Raw genomic sequence first — 14,571 nt, 5'->3', positions numbered from 1 at the left:
CCCTGCCGCCTTGCTCCCCCTCCCCCTTTGTTAGCGCCCTTTCTGCAGCCGGCATCGGCCGGCGTTTTCGCCTAACCAGCAGTCCTAGAACGTTGCCGCGGCAGGCCGGCCTCACCAAAGGCCCGGTCTGCTTCGACACCCCCTTTTCCGCCCGCAACACAGGAGGTCATGTATGACGCTATCCACAACAGGTCAGTCCCCACTGGTCAATTCCACCCCCACCCGGATCCGCAACCTCGGGCATCTGCGCCGCGGCGATTCCGTCGAGGCCCGCATGGACAACGCCGTCCAGTACCGGGGCCGTGTCGACCGCACCGCGCCGGGTGTCGGCCTGGTCTGGATCCGCGACGACGCTGACGGTTCACGCCGCGCGATCAGCACCCAAGATTGCACGGTCTGGCGTTTGCCTGACCAGCAGGCGTAGACAGCAGCGCCACCACCCACAGGCGGACGACGCCGGCACCAGACGTGCCGGTTCGTCCGCTACTGCGTTAAGGCGCCGGTTCTGCCTGACCCGGGCCTTGTCCCTCGGTCCGGCGCGGAGTTGAATGGAGCCACGCCGGACGGGACACGGGAGGTCCGGCCGCCTGAATCGGAGGGCACCATGGCCGTCTCGTTCAACCACACCATTGTTTATGCCGCGGATAAGAAGGCGTCGGCTGAATTTTTTGCGGAGATCTTTGGACTTGGTCCGCCGCAGCCGATGTTCGGGCACTTTATGACGGTCACGCTGGAGGGCGGTGTGGCGCTGGATTACGCCGACGCCAACGGAGGCGTCCAGCCCCAGCACTATGCCTTCTTAGTCGGCGAAGACGACTTCGACGGCATCTTCGAACGCATCCAGGCGGCAGGGATCGACTACTGGGCCGACCCAGCCAGAAACCGTCCCGGGACCATCAACCACAACGACGGCGGTCGCGGTGTCTACTTCAGCGACCCGGACGGCCATTTCCTGGAGGCGATCACCCGCCCCTACGGTTCTGGAACCGGCTGAGGCGAGCGGCTCCGGAACCCATTGAAGCGGCCGGCTCCGGAACCGGTTGAGGCGGGCAGCCGCCGTCGTACGCTGGAGGCAGAGCCGCTAGGAGGGATGCATGGACGAACAGCACGGGACCAGCCGGAATGTCCGCGTCAGCGCGACGGTGAGCGGCCGGGTACAGGGCGTCGGCTTCCGCTATTGGACCCGCGACCAGGCCGAGCGGTTGGGTCTCGTCGGATCTGCGGTGAACCACCCCAATGGAACAGTCGGCGTGGTGGCCGAGGGCCCGCAGGACGCCGTGGAGGAACTGGTGGCGGCACTAGAATCCGGCGCGGCGCCGGGCCGGGTCAGGGGCATCGAAACAACGTACGAGGCCGCGACCGGCCAGCTCAGCGGCTTCGATGTGGGCTGAGGCTTCCGTCCCTTGGATACCATCGGGTCATGACTAACCCAGTAGCCGCAGTCCGGACCGCCCTGCTGGGATGCGGTGTTGCGGACACCGTCACGGTGTTCGACGACGAGGTGCCCACCGCCGTGGATGCGGCCCGGGTGCTGGACTGCGATGTTGCCGCCATCGCCAACAGCCTGGTGTTTGATTCCGGCGGCAGCCCGCTGCTGATCCTCTCCAGCGGTGCAGCGCGGGTGGACACGAAACTGGTGGCGTCCGCGCTGGGCCTGGCGCGCATCCGGCGGGCGGATCCGGACTTCGTCCTGACGCATACCGGACAAGCCATCGGCGGTGTGGCGCCCGTGGGGCACCCCGGGCCGATCCGCACGGTGCTGGATCGTTCGCTGGCCGACCATCCCGTACTCTGGGCCGGCGCCGGTGATCATCGTGCGATGTTCTCGATCGGCTTCGAGGACTTGCGTCGGATCACCTCGGCCGAGGTGATGGACGTCAGGGCAGGCTAACCACGGCCTCTAGGCTGAGGGCTTCCGGACTGACGAGGCTTCCGGGCTGACGAGGCTTCCGGGACCACGGCGGCTGCCAGACGGGCTTCCGGGAAGCGCCCTTCCGGCACGCAGCAAGGTGTGACGATTAAACCGCCAGCCCCGCGGTGTGTTCACGCGGGGCTGGCTCTTGGGGGATCGCCGGCCCGGTCAAAATTGGGGGGTCCGAAAACCGGCTAACGCTGACAGTATGCCACTGGTCGCGTGCTAATTACAGGATTGTGATTTATGTTACGTACCCGCGTAATAGTCGGATTCCCGGTGGGGCGGCCCGCGGATGGGTCACCGAAAGATCAAGGAAACACCGTCCGGCGCAGTGCGACGTAACGGTTTCACCATCATCGCGAAACCACCCGGTCCGGCACCGGAAAACGCTTCTATCCTGAGTGCATCTGCCACGCGATGAAAGGCGGTGCGCCATGAGGAAGCTTCCCACATGGCTGTCCGTGATCCTGCTGGTGCTCGGTCTGGGATTGGTGGCTCCGGGCCCCGCGTCCGCCGCCTCCTATTGCGGGATTTCCTGGGGATCGGCGGCCAAATCCGCACCCGGGAGCACCACCGCCCCGATCACTAATGTCCGCACCGGTCGCCACACCTGCTATGACCGCATGGTTGTTACCCTCCGCGGTGACGTGGCCGGCTACTCGGTGCGGTATGGAACGGTGCGCGCGCAGGGCTCCGGGCGCGTGATTCCGTTGCGCGGCGGCGCCGACCTGGCCGTGGTCATCAAGGCACCGGCCTACAATTCCAGCGGCCGCGCCACCTACCGTCCCGCCCACCCGAAGGAACTGGCCAACGTCCATGGCTACACCACCTTCCGCCAGCTCGCATGGGGCGGAAGTTTCGAGGGCTACACCACCATCGGCCTGGGCGTACGGGCCCGACTGCCGTTTAGGGTCTTCACGCTCGACGGGCCGGGCAAGATGTCCCGGCTAGTGGTTGACGTGGCCCACCGCTGGTAGGCGGTAGCGCACGTGGCAGGCGGGCGGGCTTAGCCGGCAGCCGCTTCCAGGAAGGCCTCGGCCAGCGGACCGGCCGTTTCGGCGCCGAGCTTGCCGTCCTCGACAAACACTGCAATGGCAAGGTCCCCGTGGCCGGCAATCACCCAGGAGTGGGTCTGCGGCGGGTTTTCGGAGCCGTACTCGGCGGTTCCTGTCTTGCCGATCGCCGGCTTGCCAGGCAGATCGGCCAGATTGGCCAAGTAGCCGTCCACCACGGCCGAGCGCATCATGGTGCGCAGCTGCTCGGCTTCCTTTTCGGTCAGCTTCGGCACATCGGGGAGCTCGGCTTTGGGATCGTGTCCGTCCACCAACGTGGGCACCACGGATCCGCCTTTCACCACGGCGGCCATCAGGGTGGCGAGCGACAGCGGCGACGTTTGTACGCGGGACTGGCCGATCATCGAGGCGGCGTGGGCGGTGCCCTCGGAGTCTTCGCGCGGCACGGTGCCCATAAAAGCCTCAATGCCGGGGTTGGCCGTCATGCCAATGCCCAGGGCGCCGGCGGCATCCGCGAGCTGGTCCTGCGAAAGCTTCTGGTGTTCAGAGATGAAGGCGGTGTTGCAGGAGTGGGCGATGGCCTCGGTCAAGGTGATCTTGCCGGTGAAGGCCGCCGGGTAGCTGTCCGCGTTCTCGAAGGTCCGGCCGTCCACCACCAGCTCCGGGTCGCAGGTGACGGCGGAATCCGGAGTCATCCCGTTGCGCAGCAGCCCCAAGGCCGTGGCGATCTTGAAGGTGGAACCGGGCGCGTACTGGCCCAGGAACGCAGTGTTGTAGCCTTCGCTGTCCGGCCCGTTGGCAGCCGCCAGGACGGCGCCCGTCGAGGGCCGCAGCGCGACGATCGAACTCGGCGACTTGGTGTCGGCCAGGATGTCTTCGGCGGCGGACTGCAAGTCCGGCACCAGCGTGGTTTTCAAGTCCTTGCCGTCGGCCGCGTCCTGGTGGAACAGCTGGCGGGTGGGCGCTTCGGCGCCTTCTTCGGCCGGCTCCGAGACGGCGGAGACCGTGACTCCCGGGGTACCGGAGAGCTCTTTGTTGAAGGCCGACTGCAGGCCGGAAGCGCCGACCGTCTCGCCCGCCACCACCTTGCCCTCGGACTTCTCGATGTCCTCCGCTGTGGCTTCCCGAACGGAGCCCAGCACCGGGCCGGCGAAGGTGCGGCTGGGCGCCAGCGGGATCTCGTCGTCCACGGCCAGGAAGCCGTCGATGTCCTCCAGCTTGCCCTGGTCCAGCTTCTTGAAGGCGCCCTCACGAAGGGTGATCGCGTCGACGAAGGCCTCCGGCCCGTAGGCGGCAACCTTCTTCGCATAGTCCGCGGCGTCAACGTCGACCAACGCTGCCAGTTCCCGGGCCGAGTCCTCGGCGGCTGATTCGTCCAGTCCGTTCTTGTCGATTCCGACAATCTTGACCGAGCGGTTCTTGACGATCGCTTCGCCGTCGGCGTCGAGAATTTGGCCGCGCTGCGGTTCGGCCGTGGCCAGCACCAGCCGCTCGCCCTCGGTCAGCGAGGGTTCAACGACCTGCGGTGTCCACCGCACCTGCCAACGGTCGTCCGCATAGTGCAGGTCCGCGGTGGTGGTGTAGCTCCAGCTCTGCTCCGAGTCCGGCACCTGCCAGTCATAGGAAAGGGTGGCCCGGAACAGGTTGGATTCAACCTCTTCCACATCGGTCACGGTGACGTCAGGCTGCCACGGGTCCATCTCTTTGGTCAGCGCCGCTAACTGCTCCTGCACCTGGGCGCCGGTGGCATCGGCGAAAGCCACCGTGGAGACGTCGTTGGCGGCAAGTCCTTTGGCCAGGGCCTGGGCTGCTGGGTCCGGCGATTCCCGCTCCGGAGCGCAAGCAGCCACCGCCGCTGTCAGCAGCAGGGCCATAATGAGTGCAAGTGCGCGCCGAAGCATTCTTCTCCTGGATCCGAGAGTGTCCTGTTCGAATTTATAAGCGCCCCGGGGCGATGTCGAGCCGGGCGGCTGACGGCGAATGCTGCTTGAATGGGTTTCGTCGGGTTGCAACGCCACGGCGCCGGCCGGACAGGACCCAGGTAAGGACATCATGACCGAATTCGCTCCCTCAGCCTCCCGCCGTGCAGCGGTGGTCTGGAACCCTTCGAAGAATTTCAGCTTTGATTTGGTGGCGCTGGTCGAGGATGCGTGCGCCGAAAACGGTTGGCAGCCGCCGCTCTGGATGGAGACCACGCTGGAGGACCCCGGTGCGGGCCAGACGCAGCAGGCGCTGGATGCGGGCGTCGATCTTGTCATCGCGGCCGGCGGCGACGGCACAGTGCGCCGCGTGGCCGGACGGCTGGCCGACACGGACATGCCGTTGGGGGTGATCCCGCTGGGTACCGGCAACCTGCTGGCGCGCAACCTTGACCTGCCGGTGGACGACCCGGAGACCGCGGTACGCATCGCGTTGACCGGCCGAGACCGGAGCATCGACGCCGTGCGTGCGACCGTGGACGGCTCAGGCGACGGCGCGGTGTTCCTGGTCATGGCCGGACTCGGCTTCGACGCCGCGGTCATTGGCGGCACGGACGACGGGCTCAAGGACCGTATCGGCTGGCTCGCCTACGTGGAGGCCGGGCTGCGCAACCTCCCGGGCAAGCCGGTCCGCGCCACGCTGTCCATTGACGGCGGCAAACCCGTCACCCTGCGAATGCGCAGCGTGATGGGGGGCAATTGCGGCAAGATTCAGGGCGGATTCGAGATGTTCCCGGGCGCCCAGATCGATGACGGGCTGCTGGACATCATGACCATTTCCCCGCGCGGCCGGCTGGGCTGGCTTGGCGTGCTGGCCGGGCTGGCCAAGCGCGGCCGGAGCGTTGACCCGTCGGTGGACTACTACCAGGGCAAGGAAGTGGAGATCACCGCCGCCCGGCCGCAGGAGATGCAACTGGACGGTGACCACATCGGCTTGGGCTCCCGGCTCTTGATGCGGGTTGACCCGGGCGCGCTGCTGGTCCGGGTGGCCGCGGACTGACCGACGGACGACGGCGGTGTGAGCCGCCGTGGCTGAGCGCGGCTGCTGCCGCGCCGACAGCCAGGGGCGCGGCAGCGTGCCGCTGCTCACAGTACCGACACAGTTCGGAACATATCTTGAGGTGACGGTTGTTGTACGTGCTAGCGTTCAGCATCCTCCGGCCACCCCACCGGCAGGTTCATACTCCTAGATCACAAGGAATCCCCATCATGATTCGTCGTCGTTTGTCAGTGCTCGGTGCCGCCGCAGCTGCCGCCTTGGTGCTGGCCGGCTGCAGCACCTCCACGCCGTCGGAGTCGCAGCCGTCGAGCTCGGCAGCCGCCAGCACCCTGCAGGAAATCCAGGACGCCGGCGTGATCACGGTGGGTACCGAGGGCACCTACCGCCCGTTCAGCTTCCACGAAGACGGCGGCGGAAAGCTGACCGGTTACGACGTCGAAATCGTCACCGCCGTGGCCGAGAAGCTGGGCGTGGACGTGAAGTTTGAAGAAACCCAGTGGGACGCCATCTTCGCCGGGTTGGACGCCGGCCGTTTTGACGTGATCGCCAACCAGGTCTCGATCAACGAACAGCGCCAGGCCAAGTACGACTTCTCCGAGCCCTACACGGTGAGCACCGGCGTCGTCGTGGTGAAGAGCGACAACAACGACATTTCGTCGGTGGCGGACCTGGAGGGCAAGACCAGCGCACAGTCGCTGACCAGCAACTGGTACAAGATCGCCGAGCAGGCCGGCGCCAAGGTCCAGTCGGTCGAAGGCTGGGCGCAGGCCGTGTCGCTGCTGGAGCAGGGCCGCGTGGACGCCACCATCAATGACGAGCTCACCTACTTGGATTACCAGGCCAGCCATGACAACAAGGACATCAAGGTGGCCGCGAAGACGGATGAGGAGTCGCAAAGCGCCTTCGCCTTTCAGAAGGGCAGCGACGACCTGGTGAAGGCCTTCGACACGGCGCTGGACGAGCTGCGGGCGGACGGCACGCTGGCCAAAATCTCCGAGAAGTACTTCGGCACCGACGTCAGCCAGTAGGCGGCAGGACTGGAGACGCTAACGTAGCCATATGGACATCGATTGGGAACTGCTGGCCAGTTCGCTCTGGCCTATTGTCCAGGGCGGACTGACCGGCACTATCCCGCTGTCGCTGGCCAGTTTCGCCATTGGCCTGGTCCTGGCGCTTCTCCTCGCGTTGATGCGGGTGAGCGGCAACCGGATCTTGGCCGGCATCGCCCGGGCCTACATCTCGGTCATCCGCGGCACCCCGCTGCTGGTGCAGCTGTTCGTCATCTTCTACGGCCTGCCGTCGATCGGCATCGTTCTCGACCCCTGGCCCAGCGCGATCATCGCTTTCTCCATGAACGTGGGCGGCTATGCGGCTGAAATCATCCGCGCCGCGGTCCTGTCCGTCCCCAAGGGACAGTGGGAAGCCGGCCACACCATCGGCATGTCCGGCACCCTCACCATGCGGCGGATCATCCTGCCGCAGGCCGCACGGGTATCGGTGCCGCCGCTGTCCAACACCTTCATCTCACTGGTCAAGGACACGTCCCTCGCCTCGCTGATCCTGGTCACCGAAGCATTCCGGGTGGCTCAGGAAATCGCCGCCTTCAGCCAGGAATTCCTGCTGCTGTACATGGAGGCCGCGGCCGTCTACTGGGTGTTCTGCCTGGTCCTGTCCGCCGGGCAAACCCGACTGGAAAAGAGGCTGGACCGCTATGTCGCCCACTGACGATTCCTCCGTCCCTCAGCCCGGTGCCAAGACGGCGCCCGTGCTGTCTGTTGACCGGCTGAGCAAGTCATTCGGCAGCAACCAGGTGCTCAAGTCCATCGACCTGTCGGTGCAGACCGGAGGGGTGTTGGCGCTGATCGGGCCCTCCGGCTCTGGCAAGACCACCGTGCTCCGCTGCCTTAACGGCCTGGAAATTCCCGACGGCGGACGGGTCGCCTTCGCGGGCGGCCCCGCCGTGGACTTCGGCTCGCCGGTGAACCGCAAGCAGATTTCCGCGCTGCGGGACCGCAGCGCCATGGTGTTCCAGCACTACAACCTGTTTCCCCACATGACCGTGCTGCAGAACGTCATCGAGGGCCCCGTCCAGGTGCAGAAGCGGCCCCGGGCCGAGGCCGTCAGCGACGCGATGTCGCTGTTGGACCGGGTGGGGCTGGCCGGGAAAGAAGACCAATACCCGCACCAGCTCTCCGGCGGACAGCAGCAGCGGGTCGGCATCGTCAGGGCGCTGGCTCTGAAACCCTCGCTGCTGCTCTTCGACGAGCCCACCTCGGCGCTGGACCCGGAACTGGTGGGCGACGTGCTGCACGTGATCAAGGAACTGGCCGATGAAGGCTGGACCATGGCCCTGGTGACCCACGAACTGGCATTCGCCCGGGAAGTGGCCAGCGAAGTGGTGTTCATGGACGGCGGCGTGGTGGTGGAGCGCGGCCACCCGGACCAGGTGCTGCGCGACCCGCAGGAAGAGCGCACCCGGCAGTTCGTCCACCGGTTGCTCAACCCGTTCTAGGCCTCGGGCCGCACGCAGTGTCCCCGAGTTCGCGCCGGCATGTGGCGGTAGCTCATGCTTCCCGGCATCGGCTGCCCTACCCTTCCGGTCGGCCGCTGCGCGTATTTTTGACCACACTTACTGGCCGGTAATTCCGCGTATTTCCGCGCCAGCGCGGCGAAAGTGCCGGAGATGTTGCGCGCCACACCCCTTGAAAATTCATCTGATGTCCATTGAAATGGCACAATGTAATATTCCATGCACCGTTCCGCATGGGGCACCACGTTCCGGTCGGAAGCTACCAACCGCGCTTTCTCCTCTGCGGCAGCATCCGGTCACGAAAGGCAGAACCATGGCCACGACTTTGGCTACCAAGTCTTTGACGGCTCAAACGGCCTCCGAGGCCCACGACCTCCTCAACGCTGCGGTGGAAGAACTGCAGAAAATCGCCGCCATTGACGCTGATTGCGGCATCATGGTGACCCGCACCGGCCCCGGGCAGTTCACCGTGGAGCTGAGCGACGATGTGCCCTACGGCATCACCCAGGAATCACACCTCAGCTAAAACCTTTCGGCAACGGCCGAGTCCGCCAGCAGATGCTCCTGCAGCCTTGACTCCGGACCCTAGGCTGCTACCGTTTCGCTCGTACCTGTAGCCATCCGGCAATCTGAGGAGCGTTCCCGTGGCCAACGTCAGCATCATCGGTACCGGCAACATGGGCCAAGCCATCTCCAGCGTCGTCAGCAAGGGCGGGAACGTGGTCGATACGTTCGAGCACGACGACGACCGGCCCGTCACCGGCGATATTGTTATCCTCGCGGTGCCCTACCCCGCCCTGTCTGACATCGTTCGCAGCCGCGGCGACCAGTTGGCCGGCAAGGTCGTGGTCGACATCACCAACCCGATGAACTTTGAAACATTCGACTCGCTCACCGTGCCCTCTGACAGCTCGGCAGCAGCCGAACTCAGCGCCTCGCTGCCGAATTCTCATGTGGTCAAGGCCTTCAACACCACCTTCGCCGCCACGCTGTCCTCCGGCACGGTCGGCGACCTAACCACCACCGTGCTGATGGCCGGGGACGACGCCGCAGCCAAGTCCCAGCTTGCCGAGGTGGTCACTGCCGCCGGGCTGAACGCCATCGATGCCGGCGCACTGTCCCGGGCCAGGGAACTCGAGGCCCTTGGATTCCTGCAGATCTCCCTGGCAGCTGCCGAGAAGCTCCCGTGGACCGGAGGCTTTGGGGTCGTCGCCTGACCACTTCCTCGCCGGGCGGTCGAAACTCATCACTTCCGCCCTCCGGCGGCTGCCATTAGTTTCGCAGCCGCCTGACCAGCAGCAGCGCGGCGGCGGCCAGCAGGAATGAACTGCCGAACGCCAGCACGAACGCCCAGAGCGGGGCAACAGGCAGCAACAGTGCGAAGGCGACACTTCCCAACGCCAGCCAAAGGGACTGCACCACTGCGTCGTTGATCTGCATGGCAGAACTGTTCGCGCCTTCTTCCCCGTCTTCGGAGCGGTCCAGCATCAGCACGGAGAGCGTGGAAAAGGCCATGCCGATTCCGAGTCCCGCCACGGACCAACCGGCCACGACTATTCCAATTCATGTGCCGGCGTCAATGCTCAGTACCGAGACCCCTACGCCGAAGGTCAGCATCGCAGCTCCGAGTCCCACGCGCCGAACCTTGTGGGCCAGATACCGCACGTTTGCCGCCAGCCAGGACCCGGCGAACCACGCCACGGCCGATGCCGTCAGCAACAGTCCGGCCTGTACGGGGCTGAAACCTCGCTGCTGCACCAAGGCCAGCGGCAGGTAGACCTCCGCGCCCAAGAATGCCGAGCCGACCAAGCCGCGAACCGCAATGACGGCCGGAAGACCGCGGCGCAGCGTCCACGTGCCCGGCGGCAGCAGCCGAGGTGCTGCAAGGAGCACTGCGGCGACGGACACCGAGAACAACAGCACCCACCATTCCGTCTCGCGCTGCCCCGCGTATCCCACACCGAGAATCCCGGCGGCGACGGCAGCCGCCCAGGCCGCACGGGCGCCGTCGTTCTTCACAGCCCCGGTGCCCGAGGTGCGGCGCAGGGCAGGAACCAGGGCCAGCCACGCGACCACGGCCAGGGCAGGCGCAAGACCGAAGACCCAGCGCCAGCCCAACAGTTCGTTCAGCGCCCCCGCGGCCGCGGGCCCGACCAGCGCCGGCAGCACCCAACCGCTGGTCAGTACGGTGAACACCCGGGGGCGCATCGCTTGCGGGTAGGCCTTGGCGATCAGTACGTACATGCCGACGCCGGCCAGGCCGGAACCAAAGCCTTGGACACCCCGTCCCACCAAAAACACCGCCATGGTGGGCGCCAGCGCGGCCGCGGCGAGCCCCAGCGAGAACAGGCCCACACCCCAGCGCAATGCCGGTGCCGGGCCGCGCGAGTCGGTCCAACTCCCGGCCAGCGCGATACCAAGCACGGAGACGGCCATCGGGGCCGAGAAGGCAATGGCGTAGGCTGCCAGTCCGTCGAGTTCCCGGCCGACCACAGGCATGACCGTGGCCACGGCCATTGATTCGAAGGCGAAGAGGAAGGCCAGCGCAAACAGCCCTGCCGTGGTGGCGCGGTAGGAGCGGGACAGCAGCGGCGCCGGCGCCAGAACCACGCTCACGCGTGGGTCCCCTCAGCAACCAGGACCAGCTTGCCGAAGCTTTCCCGCGCCTGCAGCGCACGGTGTGCCTCGGCCGCCCGCGAGAGCGGGAAGCGGGTGTCCGTCAGCGGCATCCGCGTGCCGTCCGCCGCGCGCTCCAGCGCTTCCGTCTCCAATGACCGCAGCCCGCCGGCGCGCGCTGTGAGCGCCGGTCCCAAGATCGTCACCGCCGTCTTGCCCTCGTGCCGGTAAGTGTTTTCCTCACCCGATGACCAGCCGAACACCAGTTGGGTCCCGCCCTCGGCCAACAGCTCAAAGGCGAGCCGCCCCACTTCCCCACCCACGCCGTCATACACCACGGTGGGGCGGCCGAGTTTGCGCAACTGCTGCTGCCAGCCCCGGACACGGTAATCAACAACGACGCCGGCGCCCGCGTTCAGCGCATGGGCAGCCTTCGCCGGCCCGCTGGCAAGTCCAATCACGGTGGCCCCCGCGTTCCGCGCCGCCTGAACCAACAGGATGCCCAGCCCGCCGGCGGCCGACGGGATCATTACGGTGTCCTCGGCGCCAAGCGCGAGCTGGTCGAGAATGCCGGTGGCGGTCCGACCGGTGCCGATCGCAGCGACCGCGGCGTCAAAGCCGAGGCCAGCATTCAGCTCGTGCAAGGAATCCACTGCTGGCAGCGCCTGCTCAGCGTAGCCGCCGCTGGCCATGCCCAAATGGACGGCCACCCGCTTGCCCAGCCACTGTGCGTCCACCCCTGGCCCCACCCGGTCCACCACACCGGCCACTTCACGCCCAGGAACCATCGGCAGCTCCGGCCGGGGCAGCGCACCGAAGCTGGTGCCATTGCGGATGCTGGTGTCGAGCAAGTGCACACCGCTGGCGCCAACCGCGATGCGAACCTGCCCGGCCTGGGGAGCAAGATCCGGAAGCTCCTCATAGACCAAAACGTCCGGGCCGCCGAATTCGCGCTGGACTATTGCGTGCATAGTTTCTCCTTGGGTCTGTTGCCTGCAACTACGGGACTTCCCCAGTCGACAACCTCAACTAGGCTTCAGGTCAAGAGGAAGGAGGGCGACCGTCACCATGCCCGCGGCCAACGTGAAGGAACTGACCCCCGGCGAGCTGTCCAAGCGCAGCGGGGCCGCCATTTCAGCACTTCATTTTTATGAACGGGAAGGGCTGATCAGCAGCCGTCGCACGTCCGGGAACCAGCGGCGATATCCACGGCATATGCTGCGCCGAGTCGCGTTCATCCGGGTCTCGCAGCAAGTGGGCATCCCGCTGCGCGAGATCAAGGCAGCGCTGGACTCGCTCCCACGGGACAGTGCGCCCACCAAGGCCAACTGGGCAACGCTGTCTGCGGGATGGCGGGATCATCTGGACGCGCGGATCGATGAAATGCAGCGCCTGCGCGACGATCTCACCGGCTGCATTGGCTGCGGCTGCCTCTCCTTGCGGTCCTGCACGCTCTACAATCCAGCCGACAGGCTCGGTCAAAGCGGCCCGGGAGCGCGACGGTTGTTGCCGGAGGATCCGCAGGTAGGCCCTGCGGACAACCGCGGGGCCAGCGCTGTGGTTGCCTCAGCCGGCCGGACCTAGCGCCGTCCCGACCGCTTGGCCGCAATAGCCATTCCGGCCAGCACGCCGGCGGCAGCCAGCAGCAGCACGGACACCACGATCAGTGCCGGCATCACGTCCAGCCCCATGATGGACGGCATCACCGTCAGGCTGACGGCGAAAAGGGCGACGACGGCAGCCGCCAGCCACAGGGCAACGGCACGGGGGTTGGGTCCTTCCACGTTCTCCACTGTATCGGCGGATCGTCCGGCTTTGTGACGCCGAAGGTGTCCCGCCGAATGAAGCGCTGTGCTGTCCGGGTGGGATAATTTCGCCCATGGCTCCAGCAATCGCGTACCAAGGTGAACCCGGCTCCAACTCGCATATGGCGTGCCTTGAGGTCCGTCCAGGGTGGGACGCGGTGCCGTGCGCCAGCTTTGAAGACGCCTTCGCCGCCGTCACCAGCGGCGAGACCGAGCTGGCCATGATTCCGATCGACAACTCGATCGCCGGCCGGGTGGCGGATATCCACGCCCTGCTGCCCAAGACCACGCTGCAGATCGTGGAGGAATTCTTCCTGCCCATCCGCTTCAGCCTGCTGGGCATCCCGGGCGCCACGGTGGAACAGGCCCGCGAGGTGCACAGCCATATCCATGCCCTGGGCCAGTGCCGCAAGCTGATCCGCCGCTTGGGACTGACTCCGGTCATCGCGGGCGACACTGCCGGCTCGGCCCGCGAAGTGGCCGAATGGAACGACCCGACCAAGGTCTCGCTCGCGCCGCCGATGGCTGCGGAGCTGTACGGCCTGGAAGTCTTCGCCGAAAAGGTGGAAGACGATCCGACGAACACCACCCGGTTCGTGGTCCTGGCCGATAGCCGGCCCGTCCCCAGCCGCGAGGAACTGCCCGGTCCCGCCGTGACCAGCTTTGTCTTCCGGGTGCGGAACGTTCCCTCTGCGCTGTACAAGGCCTTGGGCGGCTTCGCGACCAACGGCATCAACATGACCCGGCTGGAGAGCTACATGGTGGGCGGCGAATTCGCGGCCACCATGTTCATGGTGGACGTCGAGGGCCATCCGGAGGACCAGTCCATGGTCCATGCCTTCGAGGAACTGGAATTCTTCACCACCGAAATCCGGATACTCGGCGTCTACCCGGCCCACCCGTTCCGGCTGCACCGCGGCGCGGAACAGCCGGCCGGCGCCTAAGGGAAGCGCCTGCCGAGCGGCACGCAGAGCGCCTCCCAGGGTTCTTAACGAACTGTTACCCGTGTTTGACCGGGGCCACTTCCGGCTCTTACCTTGGAAATGAATCACGAGCGCCAACTTCTCAGCCCTGGCTGGTTGGCCGGCAACCCTCTACCGTAGCGGGGTGCTCCAGGTGATGATTCGGCCCGCCGGGTTTGTCGGCAGGCAAGTACGCGTATCCTCCGGCAGCAGCGGATGCGCCCTAGCTTCAAGGATGGCCATGTCCCTGCACAACGACTTGACCCCGAACACCCTGCGCTCCGCCTTCGGTCGTTTCCCCTCCGGGATCGCGGCCCTCTGCGCCGTCATCGACGGCAAACCCCAGGGCATCGTCGCCTCCTCCTTCACCGTGGGCGTTTCGCTGGAGCCGCCGCTGGTGATGTTCGCCGTCCAGAACACCTCCCGGACGTGGCCGGTGGTGCGCCAGGCCGGGCGCATCGGCGTTTCGGTGCTGGGCACCGAGCACGACGGCGTCTGCCGCCAGATTGCTTCCAAGAACGGCGACCGCTTCGCCGGGCTGAGCCTGCACCGCACCGACCAGGACGCGCTCTTCCTCAACGACGCGGCGCTGTGGCTGGACTGCTCCGTGCACCAGGAGTTCCCGGCTGGGGACCACCAGGTGGTGCTGTTGGAGGTGCACGGACTGACCACGCACGACGGCGCGCACGAACCGCTGGTCTTCCACGACTCTGCCTTCCGCCGGCTGGAGCAGCCCGTCTTCGTCTAGGGC

General features: G+C 66.4%; 19 protein-coding genes and 1 riboswitch. Of the genes, 14 read left to right on the top strand and 5 right to left on the bottom strand.

All coding sequences use genetic code 11. The features are described from left to right. The first annotated feature begins 172 nt into the window (after nucleotides 1-172). The 5 genes from E4J89_RS11810 to E4J89_RS11790 all read left to right on the top strand — a co-directional run bounded on the left by E4J89_RS11810 (nucleotide 173) and on the right by E4J89_RS11790 (nucleotide 2,892). Nucleotides 173-424: a hypothetical protein gene (locus E4J89_RS11810; RefSeq protein WP_136786339.1), complete on the top strand. Its 252-nt coding sequence runs from the start codon at nucleotides 173-175 to the stop codon at nucleotides 422-424. A gap of 180 nt (nucleotides 425-604) precedes the next feature. Next, on the top strand, nucleotides 605-994 hold the full coding sequence (locus tag E4J89_RS11805; RefSeq protein WP_136786338.1) for a VOC family protein: 390 nt from the start codon (nucleotides 605-607) through the stop codon (nucleotides 992-994). Between the two features lie 100 nt (nucleotides 995-1,094). Further along, nucleotides 1,095-1,391: an acylphosphatase gene (locus tag E4J89_RS11800; RefSeq protein ID WP_136786337.1), complete on the top strand. Its 297-nt coding sequence runs from the start codon at nucleotides 1,095-1,097 to the stop codon at nucleotides 1,389-1,391. A 29-nt stretch (nucleotides 1,392-1,420) separates the two neighbouring features. Further along, entirely contained in the window at nucleotides 1,421-1,891 is a 471-nt protein-coding gene (locus E4J89_RS11795; RefSeq protein ID WP_136786336.1) for a YbaK/EbsC family protein, read from the top strand. A gap of 458 nt (nucleotides 1,892-2,349) precedes the next feature. Beyond that, on the top strand, nucleotides 2,350-2,892 hold the full coding sequence (locus E4J89_RS11790; RefSeq protein WP_136786335.1) for a hypothetical protein: 543 nt from the start codon (nucleotides 2,350-2,352) through the stop codon (nucleotides 2,890-2,892). 29 nt (nucleotides 2,893-2,921) lie between these two features. On the opposite strand, the gene E4J89_RS11785 is transcribed toward E4J89_RS11790, so the two are convergent. Then, on the bottom strand, nucleotides 2,922-4,829 hold the full coding sequence (locus E4J89_RS11785) for a penicillin-binding transpeptidase domain-containing protein (RefSeq protein ID WP_169303993.1): 1,908 nt from the start codon (nucleotides 4,827-4,829) through the stop codon (nucleotides 2,922-2,924). 151 nt (nucleotides 4,830-4,980) lie between these two features. Between E4J89_RS11785 and E4J89_RS11780 the strand changes: the two genes are divergently transcribed. The 6 genes from E4J89_RS11780 to E4J89_RS11755 all read left to right on the top strand — a co-directional run bounded on the left by E4J89_RS11780 (nucleotide 4,981) and on the right by E4J89_RS11755 (nucleotide 9,654). Then, entirely contained in the window at nucleotides 4,981-5,907 is a 927-nt protein-coding gene (locus E4J89_RS11780; RefSeq protein WP_136786333.1) for a diacylglycerol kinase family protein, read from the top strand. A 209-nt stretch (nucleotides 5,908-6,116) separates the two neighbouring features. After that, nucleotides 6,117-6,935, top strand: coding sequence for an amino acid ABC transporter substrate-binding protein (locus tag E4J89_RS11775; RefSeq protein ID WP_136786332.1), 819 nt, complete (start codon nucleotides 6,117-6,119; stop codon nucleotides 6,933-6,935). A gap of 37 nt (nucleotides 6,936-6,972) precedes the next feature. Further along, entirely contained in the window at nucleotides 6,973-7,632 is a 660-nt protein-coding gene (locus E4J89_RS11770) for an amino acid ABC transporter permease (protein ID WP_136786407.1), read from the top strand. After that, complete coding sequence (locus E4J89_RS11765) at nucleotides 7,619-8,419, top strand: amino acid ABC transporter ATP-binding protein (RefSeq protein WP_136786331.1); 801 nt, start codon at nucleotides 7,619-7,621, stop codon at nucleotides 8,417-8,419. The genes E4J89_RS11770 and E4J89_RS11765 overlap by 14 nt, the downstream gene beginning before the upstream one ends. A 331-nt stretch (nucleotides 8,420-8,750) precedes the next feature. Then, nucleotides 8,751-8,963 (top strand): hypothetical protein, encoded by a 213-nt coding sequence (locus E4J89_RS11760; protein WP_136786330.1) that lies wholly within the window; start codon nucleotides 8,751-8,753, stop codon nucleotides 8,961-8,963. A 118-nt stretch (nucleotides 8,964-9,081) separates the two neighbouring features. Then, nucleotides 9,082-9,654 (top strand): NADPH-dependent F420 reductase, encoded by a 573-nt coding sequence (locus tag E4J89_RS11755; protein WP_136786329.1) that lies wholly within the window; start codon nucleotides 9,082-9,084, stop codon nucleotides 9,652-9,654. Between the two features lie 55 nt (nucleotides 9,655-9,709). Here E4J89_RS11755 and E4J89_RS11750 read toward each other — a convergent pair whose 3' ends face one another. Genes E4J89_RS11750 through E4J89_RS11740 form a run of 3 tightly spaced genes read right to left on the bottom strand, consistent with a single transcriptional unit; the run spans nucleotide 9,710 to nucleotide 12,024 of the window. Continuing rightward, nucleotides 9,710-9,988, bottom strand: a complete 279-nt coding sequence (locus tag E4J89_RS11750; RefSeq protein WP_136786328.1) for a hypothetical protein — start codon at nucleotides 9,986-9,988, stop codon at nucleotides 9,710-9,712. Nucleotides 9,989-10,000: 12 nt separating this feature from the next. Continuing rightward, nucleotides 10,001-11,053, bottom strand: a complete 1,053-nt coding sequence (locus tag E4J89_RS11745; RefSeq protein WP_136786327.1) for an MFS transporter — start codon at nucleotides 11,051-11,053, stop codon at nucleotides 10,001-10,003. Continuing rightward, nucleotides 11,050-12,024: a zinc-binding dehydrogenase gene (locus tag E4J89_RS11740; protein WP_136786326.1), complete on the bottom strand. Its 975-nt coding sequence runs from the start codon at nucleotides 12,022-12,024 to the stop codon at nucleotides 11,050-11,052. Before E4J89_RS11740 ends, E4J89_RS11745 begins: the two co-directional genes overlap by 4 nt. A 97-nt stretch (nucleotides 12,025-12,121) precedes the next feature. Here E4J89_RS11740 and soxR point away from each other — a divergent pair, with 97 nt between their 5' ends. Beyond that, entirely contained in the window at nucleotides 12,122-12,637 is a 516-nt protein-coding gene (soxR, locus tag E4J89_RS11735) for a redox-sensitive transcriptional activator SoxR (protein WP_136786325.1), read from the top strand. Here soxR and E4J89_RS11730 read toward each other — a convergent pair. Further along, the gene (locus tag E4J89_RS11730; RefSeq protein ID WP_136786324.1) at nucleotides 12,634-12,837 is read right to left on the bottom strand and encodes a hypothetical protein; all 204 of its coding nucleotides are present in this window, start codon (nucleotides 12,835-12,837) and stop codon (nucleotides 12,634-12,636) included. The two genes, soxR and E4J89_RS11730, sit on opposite strands and share 4 nt — an antisense overlap. Nucleotides 12,838-12,932: 95 nt before the next feature. Between E4J89_RS11730 and E4J89_RS11725 the strand changes: the two genes are divergently transcribed. Together E4J89_RS11725 and E4J89_RS11720 are read left to right on the top strand one after the other, a co-directional pair. Continuing rightward, entirely contained in the window at nucleotides 12,933-13,802 is an 870-nt protein-coding gene (locus E4J89_RS11725) for a prephenate dehydratase (RefSeq protein WP_136786323.1), read from the top strand. Nucleotides 13,803-13,904: 102 nt separating this feature from the next. After that, nucleotides 13,905-14,019: riboswitch (SAM riboswitch) on the top strand. A 42-nt stretch (nucleotides 14,020-14,061) separates the two neighbouring features. Next, nucleotides 14,062-14,568, top strand: coding sequence for a flavin reductase family protein (locus E4J89_RS11720; RefSeq protein WP_136786322.1), 507 nt, complete (start codon nucleotides 14,062-14,064; stop codon nucleotides 14,566-14,568). Nucleotides 14,569-14,571: the final 3 nt, after the last annotated feature.

The sequence above is a fragment of the Arthrobacter sp. CAU 1506 genome, from assembly GCF_005047635.1.
In the GTDB taxonomy this organism is placed as follows: domain Bacteria; phylum Actinomycetota; class Actinomycetes; order Actinomycetales; family Micrococcaceae; genus Crystallibacter.
The sequence above is the reverse complement of the archived record's forward strand: the minus strand, read 5'-3'. Positions and strand labels throughout refer to the sequence as shown.

What these genes read in the sequence shown, in the direction of transcription:
- E4J89_RS11775 (WP_136786332.1), top strand. Translation starts at nt 6,117, where the DNA reads ATGATTCGTCGTCGTTTGTCAGTGCTCGGTGCCGCCGCAGCTGCCGCC.
- E4J89_RS11765 (WP_136786331.1), top strand. Translation starts at nt 7,619, where the DNA reads ATGTCGCCCACTGACGATTCCTCCGTCCCTCAGCCCGGTGCCAAGACG.
- E4J89_RS11780 (WP_136786333.1), top strand. Translation starts at nt 4,981, where the DNA reads ATGACCGAATTCGCTCCCTCAGCCTCCCGCCGTGCAGCGGTGGTCTGG.
- E4J89_RS11785 (WP_169303993.1), bottom strand. Translation starts at nt 4,829, where the DNA reads ATGCTTCGGCGCGCACTTGCACTCATTATGGCCCTGCTGCTGACAGCG.
- soxR (WP_136786325.1), top strand. Translation starts at nt 12,122, where the DNA reads ATGCCCGCGGCCAACGTGAAGGAACTGACCCCCGGCGAGCTGTCCAAG.
- E4J89_RS11810 (WP_136786339.1), top strand. Translation starts at nt 173, where the DNA reads ATGACGCTATCCACAACAGGTCAGTCCCCACTGGTCAATTCCACCCCC.
- E4J89_RS11725 (WP_136786323.1), top strand. Translation starts at nt 12,933, where the DNA reads ATGGCTCCAGCAATCGCGTACCAAGGTGAACCCGGCTCCAACTCGCAT.
- E4J89_RS11795 (WP_136786336.1), top strand. Translation starts at nt 1,421, where the DNA reads ATGACTAACCCAGTAGCCGCAGTCCGGACCGCCCTGCTGGGATGCGGT.
- E4J89_RS11800 (WP_136786337.1), top strand. Translation starts at nt 1,095, where the DNA reads ATGGACGAACAGCACGGGACCAGCCGGAATGTCCGCGTCAGCGCGACG.
- E4J89_RS11720 (WP_136786322.1), top strand. Translation starts at nt 14,062, where the DNA reads ATGTCCCTGCACAACGACTTGACCCCGAACACCCTGCGCTCCGCCTTC.
- E4J89_RS11805 (WP_136786338.1), top strand. Translation starts at nt 605, where the DNA reads ATGGCCGTCTCGTTCAACCACACCATTGTTTATGCCGCGGATAAGAAG.
- E4J89_RS11740 (WP_136786326.1), bottom strand. Translation starts at nt 12,024, where the DNA reads ATGCACGCAATAGTCCAGCGCGAATTCGGCGGCCCGGACGTTTTGGTC.
- E4J89_RS11790 (WP_136786335.1), top strand. Translation starts at nt 2,350, where the DNA reads ATGAGGAAGCTTCCCACATGGCTGTCCGTGATCCTGCTGGTGCTCGGT.
- E4J89_RS11760 (WP_136786330.1), top strand. Translation starts at nt 8,751, where the DNA reads ATGGCCACGACTTTGGCTACCAAGTCTTTGACGGCTCAAACGGCCTCC.